16 protein-coding genes are annotated in these 19,127 nt (G+C 43.5%); 9 read left to right on the top strand and 7 right to left on the bottom strand.

Translation table 11 applies throughout. The features are described from left to right. Positions 1-344 precede the first annotated feature (344 nt). The 9 genes from ACLFKQ_RS03355 (at position 345) to ACLFKQ_RS03315 (ending at position 7,230) form a co-directional block, all read left to right on the top strand. Complete coding sequence (locus tag ACLFKQ_RS03355) at positions 345-836, top strand: ATP synthase subunit I (protein WP_448998477.1); 492 nt, start codon at positions 345-347, stop codon at positions 834-836. A 136-nt stretch (positions 837-972) separates the two neighbouring features. Next, positions 973-1,722, top strand: a complete 750-nt coding sequence (gene atpB, locus ACLFKQ_RS03350) for a F0F1 ATP synthase subunit A (RefSeq protein ID WP_448998476.1) — start codon at positions 973-975, stop codon at positions 1,720-1,722. A 177-nt stretch (positions 1,723-1,899) separates the two neighbouring features. Continuing rightward, complete coding sequence (gene atpE / locus ACLFKQ_RS03345; RefSeq protein ID WP_448998475.1) at positions 1,900-2,145, top strand: ATP synthase F0 subunit C; 246 nt, start codon at positions 1,900-1,902, stop codon at positions 2,143-2,145. 251 nt (positions 2,146-2,396) lie between these two features. Next, positions 2,397-2,906, top strand: a complete 510-nt coding sequence (locus ACLFKQ_RS03340; protein WP_448998474.1) for a F0F1 ATP synthase subunit B' — start codon at positions 2,397-2,399, stop codon at positions 2,904-2,906. A gap of 54 nt (positions 2,907-2,960) precedes the next feature. Then, complete coding sequence (locus tag ACLFKQ_RS03335) at positions 2,961-3,497, top strand: F0F1 ATP synthase subunit B (protein ID WP_448998473.1); 537 nt, start codon at positions 2,961-2,963, stop codon at positions 3,495-3,497. A gap of 3 nt (positions 3,498-3,500) precedes the next feature. Then, positions 3,501-4,052 (top strand): ATP synthase F1 subunit delta, encoded by a 552-nt coding sequence (gene atpH / locus ACLFKQ_RS03330; RefSeq protein ID WP_448998472.1) that lies wholly within the window; start codon positions 3,501-3,503, stop codon positions 4,050-4,052. Between the two features lie 130 nt (positions 4,053-4,182). Continuing rightward, a complete protein-coding gene (gene atpA / locus ACLFKQ_RS03325) occupies positions 4,183-5,700 on the top strand; it encodes a F0F1 ATP synthase subunit alpha (RefSeq protein ID WP_448998471.1) in 1,518 nt (505 codons plus the stop codon). Positions 5,701-5,817: 117 nt separating this feature from the next. Beyond that, positions 5,818-6,762: a F0F1 ATP synthase subunit gamma gene (locus ACLFKQ_RS03320; protein WP_448998470.1), complete on the top strand. Its 945-nt coding sequence runs from the start codon at positions 5,818-5,820 to the stop codon at positions 6,760-6,762. Between the two features lie 240 nt (positions 6,763-7,002). After that, positions 7,003-7,230 (top strand): hypothetical protein, encoded by a 228-nt coding sequence (locus ACLFKQ_RS03315; protein ID WP_448998469.1) that lies wholly within the window; start codon positions 7,003-7,005, stop codon positions 7,228-7,230. On the opposite strand, the gene ACLFKQ_RS03310 is transcribed toward ACLFKQ_RS03315, so the two are convergent. From ACLFKQ_RS03310 to ACLFKQ_RS03280, 7 genes are all read right to left on the bottom strand, one after another. Then, positions 7,227-8,903, bottom strand: a complete 1,677-nt coding sequence (locus ACLFKQ_RS03310; protein ID WP_448998468.1) for a SulP family inorganic anion transporter — start codon at positions 8,901-8,903, stop codon at positions 7,227-7,229. The genes ACLFKQ_RS03315 and ACLFKQ_RS03310 overlap by 4 nt on opposite strands. Before the next feature lie 118 nt (positions 8,904-9,021). Continuing rightward, positions 9,022-9,537 carry a molybdenum cofactor biosynthesis protein MoaE gene (locus ACLFKQ_RS03305; RefSeq protein WP_448998467.1) on the bottom strand — a complete coding sequence of 172 codons (516 nt, stop codon included), beginning with the start codon at positions 9,535-9,537 and terminating at the stop codon, positions 9,022-9,024. Positions 9,538-9,623: 86 nt separating this feature from the next. Continuing rightward, on the bottom strand, positions 9,624-10,514 hold the full coding sequence (locus ACLFKQ_RS03300) for an alpha/beta fold hydrolase (protein WP_448998466.1): 891 nt from the start codon (positions 10,512-10,514) through the stop codon (positions 9,624-9,626). A 116-nt stretch (positions 10,515-10,630) separates the two neighbouring features. Further along, a complete protein-coding gene (locus tag ACLFKQ_RS03295; RefSeq protein ID WP_448998465.1) occupies positions 10,631-13,030 on the bottom strand; it encodes a TIM-barrel domain-containing protein in 2,400 nt (799 codons plus the stop codon). Positions 13,031-13,254: 224 nt separating this feature from the next. Beyond that, positions 13,255-16,392, bottom strand: a complete 3,138-nt coding sequence (locus ACLFKQ_RS03290; RefSeq protein WP_448998464.1) for a hypothetical protein — start codon at positions 16,390-16,392, stop codon at positions 13,255-13,257. A gap of 269 nt (positions 16,393-16,661) precedes the next feature. Beyond that, the gene (locus ACLFKQ_RS03285; protein ID WP_448998463.1) at positions 16,662-17,051 is read right to left on the bottom strand and encodes a hypothetical protein; all 390 of its coding nucleotides are present in this window, start codon (positions 17,049-17,051) and stop codon (positions 16,662-16,664) included. 56 nt (positions 17,052-17,107) lie between these two features. After that, complete coding sequence (locus tag ACLFKQ_RS03280; RefSeq protein ID WP_448998462.1) at positions 17,108-19,126, bottom strand: DNA phosphorothioation-associated putative methyltransferase; 2,019 nt, start codon at positions 19,124-19,126, stop codon at positions 17,108-17,110. Position 19,127: the final 1 nt, after the last annotated feature.

Below are 19,127 nucleotides of genomic sequence, written 5' to 3'. Positions count from 1 at the left end.
ACTTAATTTTTGAGGCAACAGAGAAGATAATAATACTTTCTTCGTTTTAGTCTCAGTGGACTCGAATCTATTTTGACACTACAGTTTGTCGTTGAAATTCAATCCATAAGTTTTTATTAATTGTTACTGCACCGTGATATGATTGCACTTGGTCTGGACTTGGGTAATTGCAAGATAATCTCTCGCTCGATCTGCCCACGCTGGGTGAAGCAACTAGTGCTCATTAGCAAGCAGGTAGGCTCGACTAATTAGTCGAAAGCTAAGAGATTTTTTGGGCGAGACTTGTATCCAGCAAGACAAAAGTAGCTCCAGAGATAAATTTCAGCAAGAGTCATAGTTGAGTAATGGTGAACCTATCTAGAAGCCGATTCGAACCAATACTAACGACAGAAGGAGATCCGATTGTAGAAGAACCTTTATCGGCAGAAGTCGATCGAGTTGTCGAGGAAACTGAGGAAACTACGGTATCATCAGAGGAATCGATGCAAGAGTATTATCAACTCAAGCAGCTACTGCTGTTGGTAACTTTATCGTTCACGGGTGTGATTTTCTGCTGCGTTTGGATATTCTATACGTTTGATATTGCTCTTAACTATTTATTGGGAGCTTGTATTGGTGTCGTATATTTGGGGATGTTGGCAAGAGAAATAGAAAGGTTGGGCACTCATAAAAAGAGTGTTGGTTCGACTCGACTGGCTTTACTTGCTGGCGTAATTATAATTGCTGCAAAATTACAACAACTGCAAATTTTGCCGATTTTTCTCGGATTTATGACCTACAAAGCCGCGATCGTGGTCTATGTGGTGCAAACTACCCTGATGCCAGCCAAAAAATAGACGGTAGGTAGCAAACCCATACGTAGGTAGCAAACCCATACAAGGATTGCCACTGAGTCCGCACCATCCAAGACATTGTCATAATACGAGAAAGAATAGGTATCAAGCTAGATAGAAAGGGGAAAATATTGCCAATATGGAAATATCGAATTTGAATGCTCTTTATACCTTCCCCCTGGCTTCATTAGAAGTAGGCAGACACTTTTATTGGGAAATTGGCGGTTTAAAACTCCACGGACAAGTATTTCTCACCTCATGGGTAGTAATTGCGATCCTAATTATTGCTTCGGCGATCGCATCGAGAAATGTTCGTAGGATTCCCCAAGGGATGCAAAATTTTATGGAGTATGCCCTGGAATTTGTCAGGAGTTTGGCGAAAGACCAGATCGGAGAAAAAGAATACCGACCATGGGTACCCTTTGTCGGTACTTTATTTCTGTTTATCTTCGTATCGAATTGGTCTGGGGCATTAGTTCCTTGGCGATTAATTGAAATTCCCAATAGTGAACTAGCCGCACCGACTAACGATATCAATACCACGGTAGCTTTAGCTTTACTAACTTCCATCGCCTACTTTTATGCAGGAATTAGCAAAAAAGGCTTGGGTTACTTTGCGGGATATCTCGAACCAACGCCAATTCTCGCGCCGTTTAAAGTTTTAGAAGATTTTACCAAACCTCTCTCACTAAGCTTTCGTCTGTTCGGAAATATTTTGGCAGATGAACTAGTAGTAGCGGTTTTGGTACTACTAGTTCCTTTATTCGTACCGCTGCCACTAATGGTGCTAGGGTTATTTTTAAGTGCGATTCAGGCACTAATTTTTGCAACTCTTGCTGCCGCCTACATTGGTGAAGCGTTAGAGGAACATGGAGAAGAGCATGAGTAACTAAATTAAAGATCCCAATTTTATAGTATCTTAGTTTAGTCTCAGTCGATCGCGGGTCAATCGCGACATCGATAACCAGCCGATAGCCGCTAACGATGGCGGTAGGCTATTTCAACTGCAACACCTATAATCGTTGCCATTGTTTAAATCAAATTAGTATACGAGGAAAGAAAAATCATGGATTCACTTATCGCTGCTGCTTCTGTTGTCGCTGCTGCTCTTGCTGTAGGATTGGGAGCAATTGGACCCGGTATCGGTCAAGGTAATGCCGCAGGTCAAGCAGTAGAAGGTATTGCACGTCAACCTGAAGCTGAAGGCAAAATTCGCGGTACCCTACTACTGAGTTTAGCGTTTATGGAAGCACTAACCATTTACGGCTTGGTAGTATCTCTCGTATTATTATTTGCTAACCCCTTCTCTTAAGAGATAACCATAGCCTGGGTCGAGCAAAACTTATTTGAGCTCGTCAGCCCAGGCTATTTAATATAGCTATATAAGCCAAACCTTAGTAATTACAATAAATAAATTAGTAATTGAGCAATGCTCAATCGCAACAGCCCTTCAAAGAAGGGCATACCCCTTTTAGGGGTGGGGAGTTCGCTCTCGTCTGGAGAAAGCCTTCAGCAACCGATTGAGTTACTAAACTAGCCTAAAGGGACGGGGCAGAGAAGAAAATGATATACTGGACATTTTTTATAGCAGCAGCAGAAATAGCAGAAGAAGTTACAGAAGAAGTTGAAGTAGGCGGTGGTTTATTCGATATTGATGCCACCTTACCGGTAATGGCAGTACAGTTTGTCTTACTGGTGATAATTCTAAACGCGCTGTTTTACAAACCGTTGGGTAAAGCGATCGACGAACGCGCCGACTATATTCGCAACAACTTTAAGCAATCACGGGAACTCAAAGAAAAGTCAGAATCTCTAGCTGCGGATTACGAGCGCGAATTGAGAGACGTTCGCCGTAAAGCTCAAGAAACCATTGCTGCCGCTAAATCTGAAGCCGAAGCTACAGTAGCAGGAAAAATTCAGTCAGCACAGCAAGAAGTACAGGCTCAAAAACAGCAGGCGGCTGATGAGATTGAAGCCCAAAAAGCTGAAGTGATGCAGGCTCTAGAACAGCAGGTAGACACTCTAAGCGACCAAATTTTAGAAAAATTACTCGGAGCAGAACTGGTTAAATAAACCATGCTTGCCGAGGGAGAATCGATCGAATCTTAAGTACGGGTGAATAAGAAAATGATGGGGATTTTTTTCCTTCTTAATGCTGAAACAGCAGCCTCGTCAGAAAGTGGTTTCGGTTTTAATTTCGACATACTAGAAACCAATCTGATTAATTTAGGTATTGTATTCATATTGCTCATTGTCTACGGAGGCAGAGTACTAGGCAATATTCTCAGCGAAAGACGCGACAAAATCGAACAGGACATTAAAGAGGCAGAAGCTAGGAAGGACGAAGCACAGGCAGCCCTTAGCGAAGCGCAAAAAAACTTACGAGAAGCACAGGCTACTGCCGAAAAGATCCGCTCCGAAGCTGAAGCAACCTCACAAAGAGCGGCTGACGAAATTTTAGCTAAGGGTCAACAAGAAGTAGAACGACTCAAGGCAACCGCCGCCGCCGACCTCGATTCCGATCGCCAAAAAGCGATCGCCGAACTGCGCCAGCGGGTAGTAGCGATGGCTCTAGAGAAAGTAGAATCTCGTCTGGGAGATATGTTAGATGATGATGCTCAACGCCAACTAATCGAGAGCAGTATCGCCCAAATAGGAGAGTAAGAAATGAGTGGAAGTTTAATCAGTAGTGAAATTGCCGAACCCTACGCTCAGGCACTAATGTCCTTGGCGCGGCAAAATGACCTGACCGACCAGTTTGGGGACACATTTCGGGCTTTAGAAGAATTATTTGCAGAATCGGAAGAATTTAGAGATTTTATCGCCAATCCCATAATCGACGCAGCAGCCAAAAAATCGGTTTTGAAAAGAGTGATGGGGGAAGAAGCTAACCCCTATTTAGTTAACTTTATGATGCTCCTCGTAGATAAACGACGCATTATCTTTTTAGAGCCAATCGTGCAACAATATCTCGATCTACTCCGTAAGCTCAATGAAATAGTTCTCGCCGAGGTTACTTCGGCTAAAGAGCTAGATGAGGAACAAAAAGGACGCATCATCGAGAAAGTCAAAACGCTCGCCGATGCCCGAGATGTCGAGCTTAAAACCAGCGTCGATCCCAATTTAATTGGTGGAGTCATTATTAAAGTAGGATCGAAAGTAATCGATGCTAGTTTGCGCGGTCAACTGCGTCGGATCGGTGTCAGCCTGAAAAAATAATCTCATCGCTCTAACCTCAGTTAAAACCAGTATTGGACACTTGGCAGACTTGCGTGCTGCTACTGCAGGTTATCCTTTTTTGCAAGCAAGTTTCAGTAAACAGTAAACCAACAACAAGTAGAGAAATAACATGGTTAGCATTAGACCAGACGAAATTAGCAGTATCATTCGCCAGCAGATTGAATCTTACGAACGAGACGTTAAGATATCCAATGTCGGTACGGTGCTTCAGGTAGGAGATGGTATCGCGCGGATTTACGGATTAGAACAGGCAATGGCAGGAGAACTGCTCGAATTTGAAGATGGTACCGTAGGTATCGCCCTCAACCTAGAAGAAGATAACGTAGGTGCGGTATTGATGGGAGACGGATTTGGCATTCAAGAAGGTAGTACCGTTAATGCCACGGGGAAAATTGCCTCGATTCCGGTAGGAGAAGCTTTAATTGGTCGAGTGGTAGATTCTCTAGCACGTCCCATCGATGGTAAAGGAGAGATTAATACCAACGAAAGTCGACTGATCGAATCACCAGCACCGGGAATTATCGAGCGCAAATCCGTATGCGAACCCCTACAAACCGGTATTACTGCTATCGATGCCATGATTCCCATCGGTCGAGGTCAGCGGGAATTGATTATCGGCGATCGCCAAACTGGGAAAACTGCAGTAGCAGTAGATACGATTATCAACCAGCAGGATGAAGACGTAGTTTGCGTGTATGTCGCTGTGGGTCAAAAAGCTTCCACCGTCGCTCAGGTAGTAGGCACTTTAGAAGAGAAAGGCGCGATGGACTATACCATCGTGGTAGCTGCTAACGCTAACGATCCCGCCACCCTACAATACCTCGCCCCTTATACAGGTGCGGCGATCGCCGAATACTTTATGTATAAAGGCAAGGCTACTTTGGTAATTTACGATGACTTGTCCAAACAGGCTCAAGCTTATCGTCAAATGTCCTTACTACTCCGTCGTCCCCCCGGTCGTGAAGCTTATCCCGGAGATGTATTCTATCTTCACTCCCGGCTTCTAGAACGTGCTGCCAAACTCAACGACGAACTCGGTGGCGGTAGTATGACCGCTCTACCAATTATCGAAACCCAAGCAGGTGACGTATCGGCATATATTCCTACTAACGTAATTTCCATTACCGACGGTCAGATTTTCCTTTCTACCGACCTGTTTAACGCTGGTTTTCGTCCGGCGATCAATGCTGGTATCTCCGTATCCCGCGTGGGTTCGGCAGCACAAACCAAAGCGATGAAAAAAGTTGCAGGTAAACTCAAGCTAGAACTAGCGCAGTTTGCCGAACTAGAAGCCTTCGCCCAATTTGCCTCCGACTTAGATGCGGCGACTCAAAATCAACTGGCACGGGGTGAGCGTCTGCGTCAGGTATTGAAACAACCCCAAAACTCTCCCCTTTCAGTTGCCGAGCAGGTAGCAATAGTTTACGCTGGTCTCAACGGCTATCTAGATGACATTGCCGTTGAGAAAGTACCTCAATTTACTCAAGGACTGCGGGACTATTTAAAAACCAGCAAAGGTAAATACATGGAGTTAATTGCTTCAGAGAAAAAACTCACCGATGAAGTAGAAAACCTCCTCAAAGAAGGTATTAACGAGTACAAGCAAACCTTTATGGCAACAGCATAGGTAAGCACTCTACTAATAAGTAAATAAGTAATCAGCGATCGCTCGATCATATTTGATGGCTGGTTACTTACTTCGTTCCAGACTATCGAAATTTAATTCCGTCCCCCAAGTAGTAAAATGCCTAATTTAAAAGCGATTCGCGATCGCATCGCTTCGGTAAAAAATACCAGAAAAATTACTGAAGCCATGCGCTTAGTAGCAGCAGCTAAGGTACGTCGCGCTCAAGAACAAGTCAATTCTACCCGTCCTTTTGCTGACAGTTTGGCAGAAGTACTGTACAATTTGCAACAAAGACTGAGATTTGAAGATGTCGATTTACCCCTCTTCGAACAGCGGGAAGTCAAAAAAGTCGGACTGCTCGTAGTCAGCGGCGATCGCGGTCTTTGTGGTGGTTACAATGCCAACGTAATTCGCCGCGCCGAACAAAGAGCGAAAGATTTACAGGCACAGGGTGTTCAATATACCTACGTCTTAATCGGACGCAAAGCGAATCAGTATTTTAGAAGACGGGAAGCCCCCATCGATAAAACTTTCGTTAATTTAGAACAAATTCCCACCGCCGCCGAAGCCTCCGAAATTGCCGACGAGTTACTATCGCTATTTTTATCAGAGACAGTAGACCGCGTCGAATTAATTTACACCAAATTTGTCTCGTTAATTAGTTCTCGTCCCGTCATTCAAACCTTATTGCCTCTGACTCCTCAAGGATTGGAAGTAAGAGATGACGAAATTTTCCGCTTGACTACCAGAGGTGGTGAATTTGAAGTCGAACGGGAAAAAGTTACATCGGAAATAGAAACTTATCCTCGAGACACTATTTTCGAACAAGATCCCGTACAAATTCTCGATTCTTTACTACCTCTCTACCTCAATAACCAAATTTTACGTTCCTTACAAGAAGCAGCCGCTAGCGAACTCGCCGCCAGAATGACTGCAATGAATAATGCCAGCGATAACGCCACTGAGTTAATGAAAACTCTCACCCTCTCCTATAACAAAGCAAGACAAGCAGCCATTACCCAAGAAATTTTGGAGGTAGTTTCAGGAGCTAATGCTTTGTAGTTATAAGATTAAGCTCGCTTGATTTTGTTTTGAATGCAACCAAAAAAACGTCTAGTCAAACTAGGCGTTTTTTTTATCCCCAGTGATTACTCTGCCGTAAAAGTACTGATTAGTTTATGATTGTTACATAAATATAGTATAAAAATTGCCCACTATAGATTACTAGTAATGGAAAAATCGCTATAAACAAAACTTATTAGGGATCTTCGACTCGAAGATCCCAACGCCTATTTTATTGGAATGTTTCCCAATATGTATCACGATTCTCAATGGGATAGTTATCTAAGCGAAGCGATCGCTGAATACAAACAAGAAACTAATGATAATAAAGTTTACTCCTTAATTGCCGAGCAAGTTACTCCAGGTCATCCTCGCTACAGCGAACAAAAAGCGATGGCGGATGCTCTGAAAGCTTTGATTGACCGTACTTCGATCGATGATGGTTTTAATTGGGATGTAGCAAATTAGAGGGTTTTATTTTCTTTAACTGGTAGTTTAGATGTCTCAATATAGGCGAGCGCTGCTTCAAGGGCAACGAGCCGCTCGCTAAAGTGGCGCTCGGGTGATAGAAGTTTTAATAACTTGAGTTTTTCCAGTCTTTCTTTGACTTTGCCCGTAGCACCTACTAAAAATACCTGTCGTTTTTTCTCATAGGCATCTTTGACTATGTTTTCGATCGCCAGAGAAGCAGTTACCCCCAATAAGGGTACTTCGCTTAGGTCTAAAATTAAGACATCATATTTACTGACGATACCCATGCGCTGAGAAATAGTTTTGGCAGCACCAAAACTCATAGGTCCACTGAGATTGAATAACAACACTCTTCCCCTAACTCTTTTGAGGAGGTGTTTTTCTTCGCTAGTGAGGTCGGTATCATCATCGGGATCGATAATGGTTCTAACGCGATCGCTTTGGAGATCGCTTAAACTTTTAATCGTGAGTAAGTTAGCAAAAAATACCCCTACAGCTACTGCAGTGATGAGATCGACAAATACAGTTAAAAACAGCACGATATACATCAAGCCCGTTGCCTTAAGAGAGATTTGATGGGCTCGTTTGAGAAAACTCCAATCGATAATATCGATGCCGACCTTAATTAAAATTCCTGCCAAAACTGCATGGGGAATATTTTCTGTTAGTGTTCCTGCTCGCAGTACGATAATCAGCAAAACCAAGGCATGAATCGTCCCAGAAATAGGAGTTTTACCGCCAGTTTTGACGTTAATCACCGTCCGCATCGTAGCTCCCGCCCCAGGTAAACCGCCACACAAACCAGAGATTAAATTGCCAATTCCCTGACCGATAAGTTCGCGATCCGAATTGTGTTGAGTGTGAGTAATGTTATCGGCGACTAGAGAAGTAAGCAAAGAGTCGATCGAACCTAAAACTGCCAACATCAAGCCATAACCAACTATATCTCTCAGTCGCGCAGCATCGAATGTCGGTAAGTTTAATCTGGGAAACCCGTCAGGTATATCTCCAATTAAGCGCAGCTCGCTGTTGGGCAGTAAATAAATTGCAACTAAAGTTCCGATAATTAAGGCTAGTAAAGGGGAAGGAATTAAGCGAGTTATTTTGGCAGGAGAACCAAAAACGATTGCCAAGGTCAAAACACCCAAACCCGCAGCCGCAGCATTGACGTGAGAAAAAAAATAGGGATATTGACCGACGGACTCTACTACGTTGGCAGAAGCGGGATGACCTAGAAAAGGTCCGATTTGCAAGAAAATAATAATCAGACCGATGCCAGACATAAAACCCGAAATCACGGTGTAAGGCATTAGTGTAATATACTTACCCAACTTCATGACCCCAAAGAGAATCTGAAAGATTCCCCCCAACATCACTGTGGTAAAAGCGATCGCCACACCGCTTTCGGAGTTATTGGCAACTAAACTGGAAAAAACCGTCGCCATAACTACGGTCATCGGTCCTGTAGGACCAGAAATTTGCGAAGGAGTTCCACCAAAGAGGGCAGCAAAAAAGCCTACGATAATCGCACCGTAGAGACCGGCGATCGCGCCAGCTCCCGAAGATACGCCAAATGCCAGAGCTAAAGGCAAAGCAACCACTGCTGCAGTTATCCCTCCGAACAGATCGCCCCGTATGTTTTTAAAATGTAAACCGTTGACCAGTGGCATAGATAGATAACTGCTAAATCGACAAATACTCTATCGTCAATTTACCACTGTCTAAATGTATTTAAGTTCTCTAAGGTAGACTAAGACTCTTGGTAGAGCGGATTTCACGGCTGAAGTATCATCGAGCGTTGGCTTCACAAGCCCCAATTGAAACCCAAGACCCCGAAACTATTTTCTCCCCTGTCTTTTCGTCTAACATCAGGTTGTATTCTTTCTTCCAAATAGGTGCATTGTGTTTTAAAGTATCGATCGCATAACGACAGGCTTCAAAAGCTTCACCACGATGGGGACAACCTACTGCTACTAAAACGCTAATTTCGCCAATTTTTAATCGTCCAATGCGATGGTGAATGACGACTCGATTGACATCTTGCCAGGTACCACGTATTTGGCTGGCAATCGAGTTAAATACAGCGAGTGCCATTGGTTGATAAGCCTGATATTCCAAAGCCACTACCGGTTGACCGTCAGTGCGATCGCGTACGGTACCGCTCATAATGACGATCGCACCATTAGCGGGATCGTCTGCCAAAGCATATATTTCGTTCATCGATAGAGGCGCGAGGGTAATGGCAAAATTATCTTTAGGATTAGTAGCAGTTTTAGAAGAGAGAGAAAGTGAACTTAAATTCATGGCGATCGCAAAACGAACTTTTTACCAACCTAGTGCTTAATTTACCTAATTAACAGCGATGAAACTACTAAGAGATTTATTGAATACTAACAAAATTGCAGAATTTCTGTAGCGACTTGCTGGGGCTTTTCTAAATGAGGAACGTGTCCGCAGTCATCTATCCAAACTAGCTTACTGTTGGGAATGGCGCCAGCGAACTTTGAAGCATCTTTAGTTCCTAAAATTTTGTCCTGTTTTCCCCACAAAATTAAAGTTGGTTGCTGGATTTTGGCAAGCGCCTCGGTAAAAGAACCATAACCGCCACTTTTAGAAAAAGCAATCAAAGCCTTATTCCAGTTGGGACACTGAAGATGTAATGCCGCACAGATCTGGGCGTCAACGTTAGCCAAACTCTTATCGTAATAAGCCGCCCGACTGATATTTTGCCGGATCTTTGGATTGCGGAGAAACTCAGTTGCCAAATAATCTAGAGGAGGAAACATCAATTTGGCGATCGCCGGCTGTTTGGCTAACCCCGCACTATCGATTAATACTAGTTTTTCTACTGCTTTGGGATAGGTGAGAGCAAAGTCGATTGCCGCTGCACCTCCCATTGAAGCACCGATTAACACTACAGGCTGTTTGATTAGAGATTTCCAAAAATAGTAAAGATGAATTTTTATCGTTTCTGAGTTGAGAGGTATGACGGGGTTGCGATCGCTAAAGCCAAATCCCAATAAATCTACTCCCCAAGTCGATCTGGTTTTGGCTAGTAAGGGGATCAGGCGACGGAATTCTAATAGAGAACTGTCAAAACCGTGAAGTAATAATATGGGTGCTGCTTCACTAACCCCATCGCCCTGGTTGACGTAGGTAGTAGGAATAGACTCAGAACTTAACGGGGTAGCAATTGCTGCTAACTTAATTTGTTTGGCTAGGGCAATTGAGGTGGCTTCGGTTAATTCTTGGGCTTTGGTAGAAATAAAGCTAGGAAACATTGAGGATGAGGTTCGGTCATGATTTAGAAGAACTACCTAAATCCTAACAATCGAGCTTAAATTGCAGCGAGCTTAATTCTTTAAAGGCGATCGCTAATAAATCGCTTTCTTCCCTGTTACTGTGCCAATAAGCGTATCTGTTGAAAAGGCTCAGAGACTAACTTTTGTCCTTCTATAGTAATTTCTCGCTCATCTACCCAAGCGCGTTTCAATTCCATCCCATGAAGATGAACTTCCACTTGCTGATAGGGAAAAGGATAATCTCCTTCTCGTTCCCAGGTTAATTCGAGATTTTTTTCGCAAGTTTGTAAGCAAAATTTATCAATACGTCCGTTTTCGTAACCATCTCCAGCATCGCTGTAAAGATAGTGAAGATATTTGTTTCCGTCTCTAGAGGGATAGAGATGGAGAATTAGTTTTCGTTCTACTTGTAAAGGTAAAATACTACCCGCTTTGACCAGCAGGGGAATTTGTTCTAAAGGTGCGTTGAGAGTTACTGTTTTGCCTCCCTCAAGTAGGGTATCATCCCAAAAAAAATACCAATTTCCCGACGGTAAAATGACCTTTCGTTGTCTGGCTTGCTTATCGATAATCGGTGCCAGCAACAAAACATCCCCTAGTAAGAAAGCATCTTGTATATCCCACAATCTAATGTCGTCAGGATTGCCCCAAAATAAAGGGCGAACTAATGGATAACCTTTCTGGGTAGCTTCCCAAGCCAAAGTATAAAAATAGGGAATTAACTGATAGCGCAACTGCAGAAATTCACGGGCAATTTTCAGAATTTGCTCCCCATAACCCCAAGGAGTACGAGGTTTGGCATTATTAGCACAATGAGTCCGAAAAAACGGCAAAAAAGCTGCCAACTGAAACCAACGTAGATAGAGTTCTGGAGAAGGATTGCCCTTAAAACCACCAATATCGCAACCCGTGTAAGGAATTCCCGACAAACTCATACCTAAGACTGTGGCGATGGTTTGCCGCAAACCCTGCCAACTGGTTTGAATATCTCCCGTCCAAATCCAGGCATAACGAGCAATTCCCGCCCAACCAGAACGAGAAACGATAAAAGGACGTTGTTGAGGTCGATATTCTTGTAAGGCTTCGTAACCCGCTCTTACTTGTGCCAATCCATAGACATTGTGAGCCTCTAAATGATTGCCACCTTTTCCCTCGAGATCGTGTAGAGTCGCTCTTAGTGGAAGAGAAGCATTACCCCAGAGGGTAAACACTCCTGGTTCGTTCATATCATGCCAGAAACCAGTAAAACCCAGATCGAGAAGATATTCATACTGACGACTCCACCAACGACGAGCGAGAGGATTGGTAAAATCGGGAAAAACACTCATCCCTCCCCAAACAGCAGCACGCACTGGTTTACCGTTAGGCAGACGACAAAATATTTCTTGAGCGATACCTTCTTGATACAGTTTATTATGGCGATCACAGCTAATCCCGGGATTGGTAATCCCAATCAGTCGCACTCCTCGTTCTCGTAGTTCTCGGGTAAACTCTCTAATTTTGGGAAAGCGGTCGGGTGCGATGGAAAAGGAACGAAAGTTATCTTGGCAATTGATATCTAAATGAATCGCACTTAGGGGTAAATCGCGCTCTAAAAATCCTTTGACTACCGCTCTGACATTGGCTTCGGTTTCATATCCCCAACGGGATTGATGATAGCCAAATGCCCAGCAAGGCGGCAAAGGAGGTCGTCCAGTTAATTCTGTATACCGTTCTAGTAAGTTTGCTGGTTCGCCGACGATAACATAATAACGCAATGCACCACCTTCAAAGTAGGCAGTAGCAAATTCGTCAAAGGCGATATTACCAGAGTAGGTATTTTCATAAAAAATTAGATAGCTTCCTTGGGAATGCAAACCAATATAGACGGGAATCGAAAGATAGAGGGGGTCGGTTCCCGAACTATAACGTCCGCCAGCGTCAAAATGCCACATCTGATATTTTTTCCCTCGGTTTGCCCGCAAATTAAAAGGAGCAGCTCGTTCTCCCAAACCATAGATGCGTTCTGCTGCGGCTAATTGACCTTGATGTTGCCATGCTTCCCCTATCCTACTTGGCGGTAATTCCCGTCTTAGGGTTCGTCCCTCGGCATTCTGTAATTCTAGAGAACCATCCAGACTGATAACTAGTTTGAGTTGGGAACTAGCAATACTAACTGTAGAGTCATCTCGCTCTATACTGGTTGCTACTTCCGACCAATTTTGGCGAGCAATTCCGTAAGCAATAGGTAAGTTGCCTGGTTGCCAGTCGATGCGGACTAAATCGCTAGTTAGAAAGGTTATTTCTAGTTCTGCTCGCTCGAAGCTTAATTTAATTCCTCTGGGTGTGGTTTCGCTTGTCTGTAGTTTTCCTGGTTTTACCGAAGTTGGCTTATTTTGAGCTGAAGTAAACTGTCTTTCCCACCAATCTCGCTCGAAGGAATAGGATAAAGAACCGAGAAAACGCTTTAGTTTGATAATTCGTAAATTTAATTTAATTTGCTCAAATAGGTTCATTTTTTTCAAGCAGTTTATTTGCGATCTAGTCTCTTGCAGACCAGAATTTTTGCCACTCGGATTCCTAAAGCGATCGCGGTTGAGAACGAGATCGTTACCGATTCCTCCTATAGGTAATGTGCGACAAAATTTTAATTTCGCCGTCTTCTAAACGATATATAAATAATATGACGACTAACTACTAAAAATTATCCATCTCGATCCTTACCCATTCAGCAACACCCCTAATTCAATTGAGACAATGAAACCTCATTATTTGGTAGAGGTTGACGAATCCACTGATGGGGACTGTGCGCTACTTCTTCAAAGCCAAAGCGGTATAACAGCTTAATAATTGTATTTTCTTCTATACCCAAACCTAAAGCAGCGCGTTTGACATCAAAGCGAATTTTGACAGGCAGATGCTTTATTTGCAGAGCTAAAAACTCGTCAATCCGTTCGCGAATTGGATCTTGAATTTCGACAAACTGGTCGGTTAAAGGACCTTTAATTCGTTCTATAGCCAAACTAATCGCCTGCTGGATTGGACCTTGGTTCTCTATGATAGTTAGTCCTTGTTGTAATCCCATTGCAAGTATGCGATCGTGAAGACAACGAATCATCTCAAAGTTGTCCTGATAGCGTTTGGCACTACGTTGGACTGCTCCTCGTGCCCGACGCTCGAAATGCTTCCAGTGCTGTTGGCTTTCTACCTGCATTATCAGCCAATCAATATTTAGCAGTTCGAAGGTTTGCTCCGATAATAATCCTGGCATTAGCCCCACACCTTCAATTAATGCTGAGGTATTTTGTTTGTGTAGCCTTTTAGCTAGCCCTTCAACCCCAATAGTGGTTAAGACTGCCTGATAGTAATAAGACTCTAAGCTGCCTTCAAATGAAGATTGGTATAAGCCAGAAAAAGCCGTTTCCGCCTCTTTACCGAAAAGAAAATCGAGAATTGCTTTCGCGTTAGCCCGTCCCGCTTCATCAGTAGAAAATAATTTTTGAATGCCAAAGATGCGAGCTAGATGAGTAGAAAGAGTTGATTTACCAGAACCCGATGCCCCACTAACCAAAATCATCGTTGGCTTAGTTAAATCCTTCCAGCGAGGTAGATCGTACACCCGCAACAGTAAACCACGTACGAACTGATAGAGAGACTCGGTGGTAAATTGCTCTCGTACTCCATTGAGAATGGGATCTCGGTAGAGAGCGTCTCGCTGTCGAGCTTTAAGGGTTTTCCAGAGATGATACTGCTGGAAATAATTACTTTCTAATTGATGAATATCTCGCTCCCAGTTCTCAATTAACCGCTTTAGAGGCAAAAAGTCCATTAGTAGTTGTCGTGCATCTCGTTTGAATTGCCGATACCATTCGGCAGGTGGATGGGATGAAGATTTGAAGTCAAAATTCCGTTGCCAATGCTGCAAGCTTTTAAACTTTTGTTCGATTTGGTTGGAGTTGGTAGCAGCAATTTGTTCTAATAATTGTGCTGTAAGTTGTTTGAGTGTTGCTAAATTTTCGGCTCTCGGCAAAAATTCGAGCAATTCTTCAATCTTGGGCTGACTGGTAATATTTAAGATTCTGACAAAGGCAACTATTTCCCGCTTAATCTCTGGCAGTAATTTTTTCTTGAGTAAAGACTCGCTGGCTTGCAAATTGCCTAAATCTTCCCCTAGTTCCAGGGGGACTTCGGTTTCTTGCCAGGGATAGAGATCTCGGTTCTGGTCGAGAAACAGTTCTGAGGTTTCAAATAGTTCTAGTACGATCTGACGAGCTTCATCATAGGTATATTCAGGTATAATTGCCAGTCGATGAATTAGAGTATACTGCTGACCGACCAATTGTCCTAACTTGAAGTGTGTCGTATATAGCTGTTCGTAATGTTGTTGCAGCAAGGCGTAAATTTGCTGCTCTGACAAAGCCTCAGCGATCGCCCGATGGGCATCGATCTGTTGCTGCCAGATTAATTTTTCGTGACGAATTCGCAACGGCATCAATCGTTCTAGTGCTTGCTGGGCTTTTTGTCCGAGAGAATTTGGTGTAGCGGTCAATTCTCGTAGGGTTCGAACTACTTGTTTTAATTGCTCCTGGGTTAGCAATTCCCTAATCACCGGTTGTGCGGCGATCTTTTGTCCCTGATTGGCATCGAAATGAACCCCCAGTATTCCTTCGTACTCAAAGGCGCGGTCGAGATTTTTAACTTTGTCATCGACAAAAATAGTTTGTCCGGCGATCGCTTCGTAGTAATCTGCCCAATACTCTAGCCATTTGTTGGCATATACTGGAACATCAACGGGAGTATAGCCGAGTCGTTCTAAAATTCGATTGTAGTGGGCGATCGCTTCTTCGCTAATTGGTTCGCAGCTAATGTGTTGCCGTTCGTAGGCGACAGTATTATTAATTGAGGTTCGGGCAAATATTTCTTGCCACAGTTGCTCTAGTGCCCAATCTGGTAGCTCGAGCTCTAATACATCTCTAGCAAAGCGATCGAGAAAAACGTGCTGTTTGAATGAGAGATAAATTTGAGGCGCGGGTTTACTAGCACCGAATTTTTCGGAGACGATCGCAATTAAACCTTGTAAATAATCGAACTCTTGCCGTTCTAAAAAATACTCGATTTTCGCCATAAAGTTATTAGTCAACCCGTACTGACGAATGCCCAATTTACTGATGCGGTGCAGTACCTCGCGGTTTTCCAACTTTGGATCGTAATGGCTATAGTAAAGAGTTAAAAAATTACGAATCTCACTTTCACTAATCTCAATCGGTTCTCTACCAATTGCTGCGAAGGCGGTATTAAAATTATTAATCGCATCAGCGGCAAACTCTTCGGGAGTCGCCCGTCCGATTTTTAGCGCATCATAATTCCTGCCTGGTATTGGCTTACTCTTAAAAATTGTCTGCCAAAGTTCGGTTAACTGTTTTTGGGGTAAATCGACTCCTTGAGAGTGAGCGTAAAGCTCGATAAAAAACTTGTTGTGTCCATCCATGAGAACGCCGCCAAAGTCCCAGGCGATGGCCCAAGGATCGTGAATCCGCACCAGAATCATTGCGATCTGTTCTAGAGCTTGAATTCGTAGCTCTTCGGAACCGTATTTGAGTATCTCTAGGTAGCCTGGTAAGTATTCCAGTCGGTGGCAATCTCGACATTGATAGTCTGGCTGTCGTTCTAAAGTAGCCAAAATCTCCTCTAGATCGGTAGTTTTGATTTCTTCGTAGTAATGATTTAAGATGCGCTCGACTGTCTGTGCTAATGGAGATAGAGAACCCTGTTGTTTTTGTTGCCAGTAATCTTGAATTAATTCTTGAGGGTTTTGTTGGTGAGTGTGTTCTCGATTTAGGGTTAATAGTTTAATCGCCGCCAAAACTCGTTCTACCATCAGCCGCCTGCTCTCATTTGTTTACGCCTTCTTCTATTGGGATCTTATCGCGTCTTCCAGATAGCCAGAGCAATTATTACTAACGAAAGAGTGTCATCGATGGCATTAAGTTAGAAAATAGTAAATTGAAAAAATTACCCCCCAACTAAGCGATCGGTTATAAGAACCCAGCTCCCTCAGCGCAAACCCCTTTAATTTTCAGCGAACGACTTTCTCTAGTTATAAGTTTTAAGAAAGCGATTCGCCAGAAAAAAATCTTTTTGGTAGCCTCATTCTCTGACCACCAACAACGGCACGACCGAAAATACTATCAGCATCACATAATAAACCGTTCCCGATACAGGGTCTCGAGTAGAAAAATATTCATCGAGCGTTAACCCCCGCAATCGCAACACTAGCGTAAGTTCTGCCAACAGCAACAGGACAAGTGCAATCAAACCCATACTCAGTCGGCTAGATAGACTTGACGACACAGCAAGTTGCTGAACGAGCCACGATGCTGAGGCGATCGCGACCACGAGCATAATCGGCATTTCCATTAGTTCTGCTATTCTCGTGCCAAAGAGTGGAACTACCCAAAGTATGCGAATAAATCCGAGCATGAAGCCTGCGGTAAAAACGAGGGCAAAATAAAGTATGCCAGCTTTCAAAGTCTGCATGACGGCTATTTATTTACTTATTCAAACGTTTGTCTTATTGCCAATACTGGTAGAAGCTAATATTTAGATATCTTATGTTGCTCTAGCTTGAGGTTGCGAGCGCGCAACCAACGCAACCAACCGTCAAGACGACGAACCGCAGCAGGATCGTCTAATAAACCGAGTTGCCGTTCGCGATCGCTCAGTTGGGCAAACTTTTCATATTCAGGATAGTCTGGTGCGACTAAAGCTTCTTTGCGATGCAGAATTAGGGGATTGGGTTCGTCGGCAACATCGTGATAGACTACGGACAAATCGTACAAATCTACTTCTAAAGTTGCCTGTAGCCTAGGATGAGCGACGCGATCGAAGTCGGGATAGGCAAGATAAGTTATTTTCGGCTTGTGGTAATAGAATTTGATTAAATTGGCAGTCTCCAGACGATAAAAATTACGGCTAGCGCAGCCTTCGTAAAGTCTGAGTAAGGGGGGTAATTTTTCTAAGGCACTAACGTGAATTACCAGAGCATTTTTTAGCTGTTTGCCGATGGAACTAGTTTTACAGAGATGAGCGATTTTGCGCAGATCCCCTACGTGTAGCAGTAATAAGTCGGCAATGGTACAAAGTTGACTGTAGCTACCGAATAAAGCTCTAACATCGGCTTTGATTTCGGGAGATAGCTTTCTGACGCTAGGACGATCGCCAAACTTGGAGAGAGCAAAGTAAACCAATAAATCCTGACGGCGTTTTTCGGCAATTGCTTCCCATTCATCCTCATTGGTTGCTTGCAGCACCAATTTGAAAGCGCGACGGTAATTGGCAAATTCAGCTTTAATCGCTGCTTCGCTAGTTAATTCTCCTTTGACGGGTAATCTACCCCTGCGGGTATAAAATTCCATCAGGGGAGTGAGTAATTCGCGATAATCTTCAAATTTTCTAACGTCTAGTCGAACTCTGGGAGTGCTGACGCGAGAATAAAAACGGGAGGCGCGGAACGATTCAGCTCGGGAGCGATCGCGAAAGACTAAATAAATACCCAAGCTAACGGGAATGGAATCTACTCCCAGAACTCCATCGATGTATTGTTTGAGTTCTTCTTGTTGGTAATATTTCTGGAACGTATTGCGGTTGGTAATGATGCCGTCGCCATAGGCTACTAAACCCCGACGGCGATCGTCGACCAAAATTTGTGCGGCGACAATTAAAACTTGGTTGGTTAACTCCCAGGCTTTAAGCAACGCTTCTCGTCTTTCGGCTATGTCTTCAATAACGTTGATAATGTAACCCAAATTGACAATATCCGCTGGAGTTTTGGGTGTATCGGGACGATAATAGGGATCCCAACCAGAACTAACGTAGCCGCGATCGCCAATTCTCTGCACGTCTCCGCCAAAACCGCAACCATAATCAAAAAAAGTCGTTCCTTCAGCAAATAACTCCGCTTCTAGAGCAATTCTAACTGGACGGGATAGTTCGTTACGCTGCAAAGCGGCTTTGTGCCTGTCGATGGCAACGGTTTGTCTGGTGCCAACTTGAGAGTTAAGGGGACAAATCAGGCGATGTCCTACAAAATCGATTCCCTGTTGTGAGAGTAACTTGTGCCATTCTTGCTGCGTGCCAATTAGACGGGGATTATCTAACAATCCCAAGTCAACCTCGGCTTGAGTTAGTTGGGTAAATTCTGAATAGCAAGGATAATCTGGCGTAACAAAAGTCTCTTTACGATGTAGAATTGGCGGGTTGGAAGAATTTTGATATTGCCTGTGAGAGATTTGGTTGAGGCTTAAATCGACGACAATACTTTTGTGTAGTCTGGGATGAGGGTCGCGATCGAAATCGGGATAGAATAGGTAAGATATCTTGGGGCGTTCGAGACTAAATTTAACTATAGTTGCGTTGTCCAGATTCTCTATTAGTTTTCTGGCTGCTCGTTCGTAAGCTTGCAACAGCGGCTCGAGAGCTTTAAGAGCTTGAAAATGGACGTAAAGAGCATTGGGTAACAGCTTGCCGATCGCATTATTCTTACAACTAGTAATAATCTCGGTAAATTTTTCTCTGGCGATCACATTATCGAATTCTTCTACTACTTTAGGCATT

The sequence above is a fragment of the Myxosarcina sp. GI1(2024) genome (assembly GCF_053543375.1).
Note: the sequence above shows the minus strand (reverse complement) of the source record. Positions and strands in the feature narration are given on the sequence as shown.

Excerpts from the sequence above, each read along its gene's own strand:
- ACLFKQ_RS03355 (WP_448998477.1), top strand. The coding sequence starts at position 345 with ATGGTGAACCTATCTAGAAGCCGATTCGAACCAATACTAACGACAGAA.
- atpB (WP_448998476.1), top strand. The coding sequence starts at position 973 with ATGGAAATATCGAATTTGAATGCTCTTTATACCTTCCCCCTGGCTTCA.
- atpE (WP_448998475.1), top strand. The coding sequence starts at position 1,900 with ATGGATTCACTTATCGCTGCTGCTTCTGTTGTCGCTGCTGCTCTTGCT.
- ACLFKQ_RS03340 (WP_448998474.1), top strand. The coding sequence starts at position 2,397 with ATGATATACTGGACATTTTTTATAGCAGCAGCAGAAATAGCAGAAGAA.
- ACLFKQ_RS03335 (WP_448998473.1), top strand. The coding sequence starts at position 2,961 with ATGATGGGGATTTTTTTCCTTCTTAATGCTGAAACAGCAGCCTCGTCA.
- atpH (WP_448998472.1), top strand. The coding sequence starts at position 3,501 with ATGAGTGGAAGTTTAATCAGTAGTGAAATTGCCGAACCCTACGCTCAG.
- atpA (WP_448998471.1), top strand. The coding sequence starts at position 4,183 with ATGGTTAGCATTAGACCAGACGAAATTAGCAGTATCATTCGCCAGCAG.
- ACLFKQ_RS03320 (WP_448998470.1), top strand. The coding sequence starts at position 5,818 with ATGCCTAATTTAAAAGCGATTCGCGATCGCATCGCTTCGGTAAAAAAT.
- ACLFKQ_RS03315 (WP_448998469.1), top strand. The coding sequence starts at position 7,003 with ATGTTTCCCAATATGTATCACGATTCTCAATGGGATAGTTATCTAAGC.
- ACLFKQ_RS03310 (WP_448998468.1), bottom strand. The coding sequence starts at position 8,903 with ATGCCACTGGTCAACGGTTTACATTTTAAAAACATACGGGGCGATCTG.
- ACLFKQ_RS03305 (WP_448998467.1), bottom strand. The coding sequence starts at position 9,537 with ATGAATTTAAGTTCACTTTCTCTCTCTTCTAAAACTGCTACTAATCCT.
- ACLFKQ_RS03300 (WP_448998466.1), bottom strand. The coding sequence starts at position 10,514 with ATGTTTCCTAGCTTTATTTCTACCAAAGCCCAAGAATTAACCGAAGCC.
- ACLFKQ_RS03295 (WP_448998465.1), bottom strand. The coding sequence starts at position 13,030 with ATGAACCTATTTGAGCAAATTAAATTAAATTTACGAATTATCAAACTA.
- ACLFKQ_RS03290 (WP_448998464.1), bottom strand. The coding sequence starts at position 16,392 with ATGGTAGAACGAGTTTTGGCGGCGATTAAACTATTAACCCTAAATCGA.
- ACLFKQ_RS03285 (WP_448998463.1), bottom strand. The coding sequence starts at position 17,051 with ATGCAGACTTTGAAAGCTGGCATACTTTATTTTGCCCTCGTTTTTACC.
- ACLFKQ_RS03280 (WP_448998462.1), bottom strand. The coding sequence starts at position 19,126 with ATGCCTAAAGTAGTAGAAGAATTCGATAATGTGATCGCCAGAGAAAAA.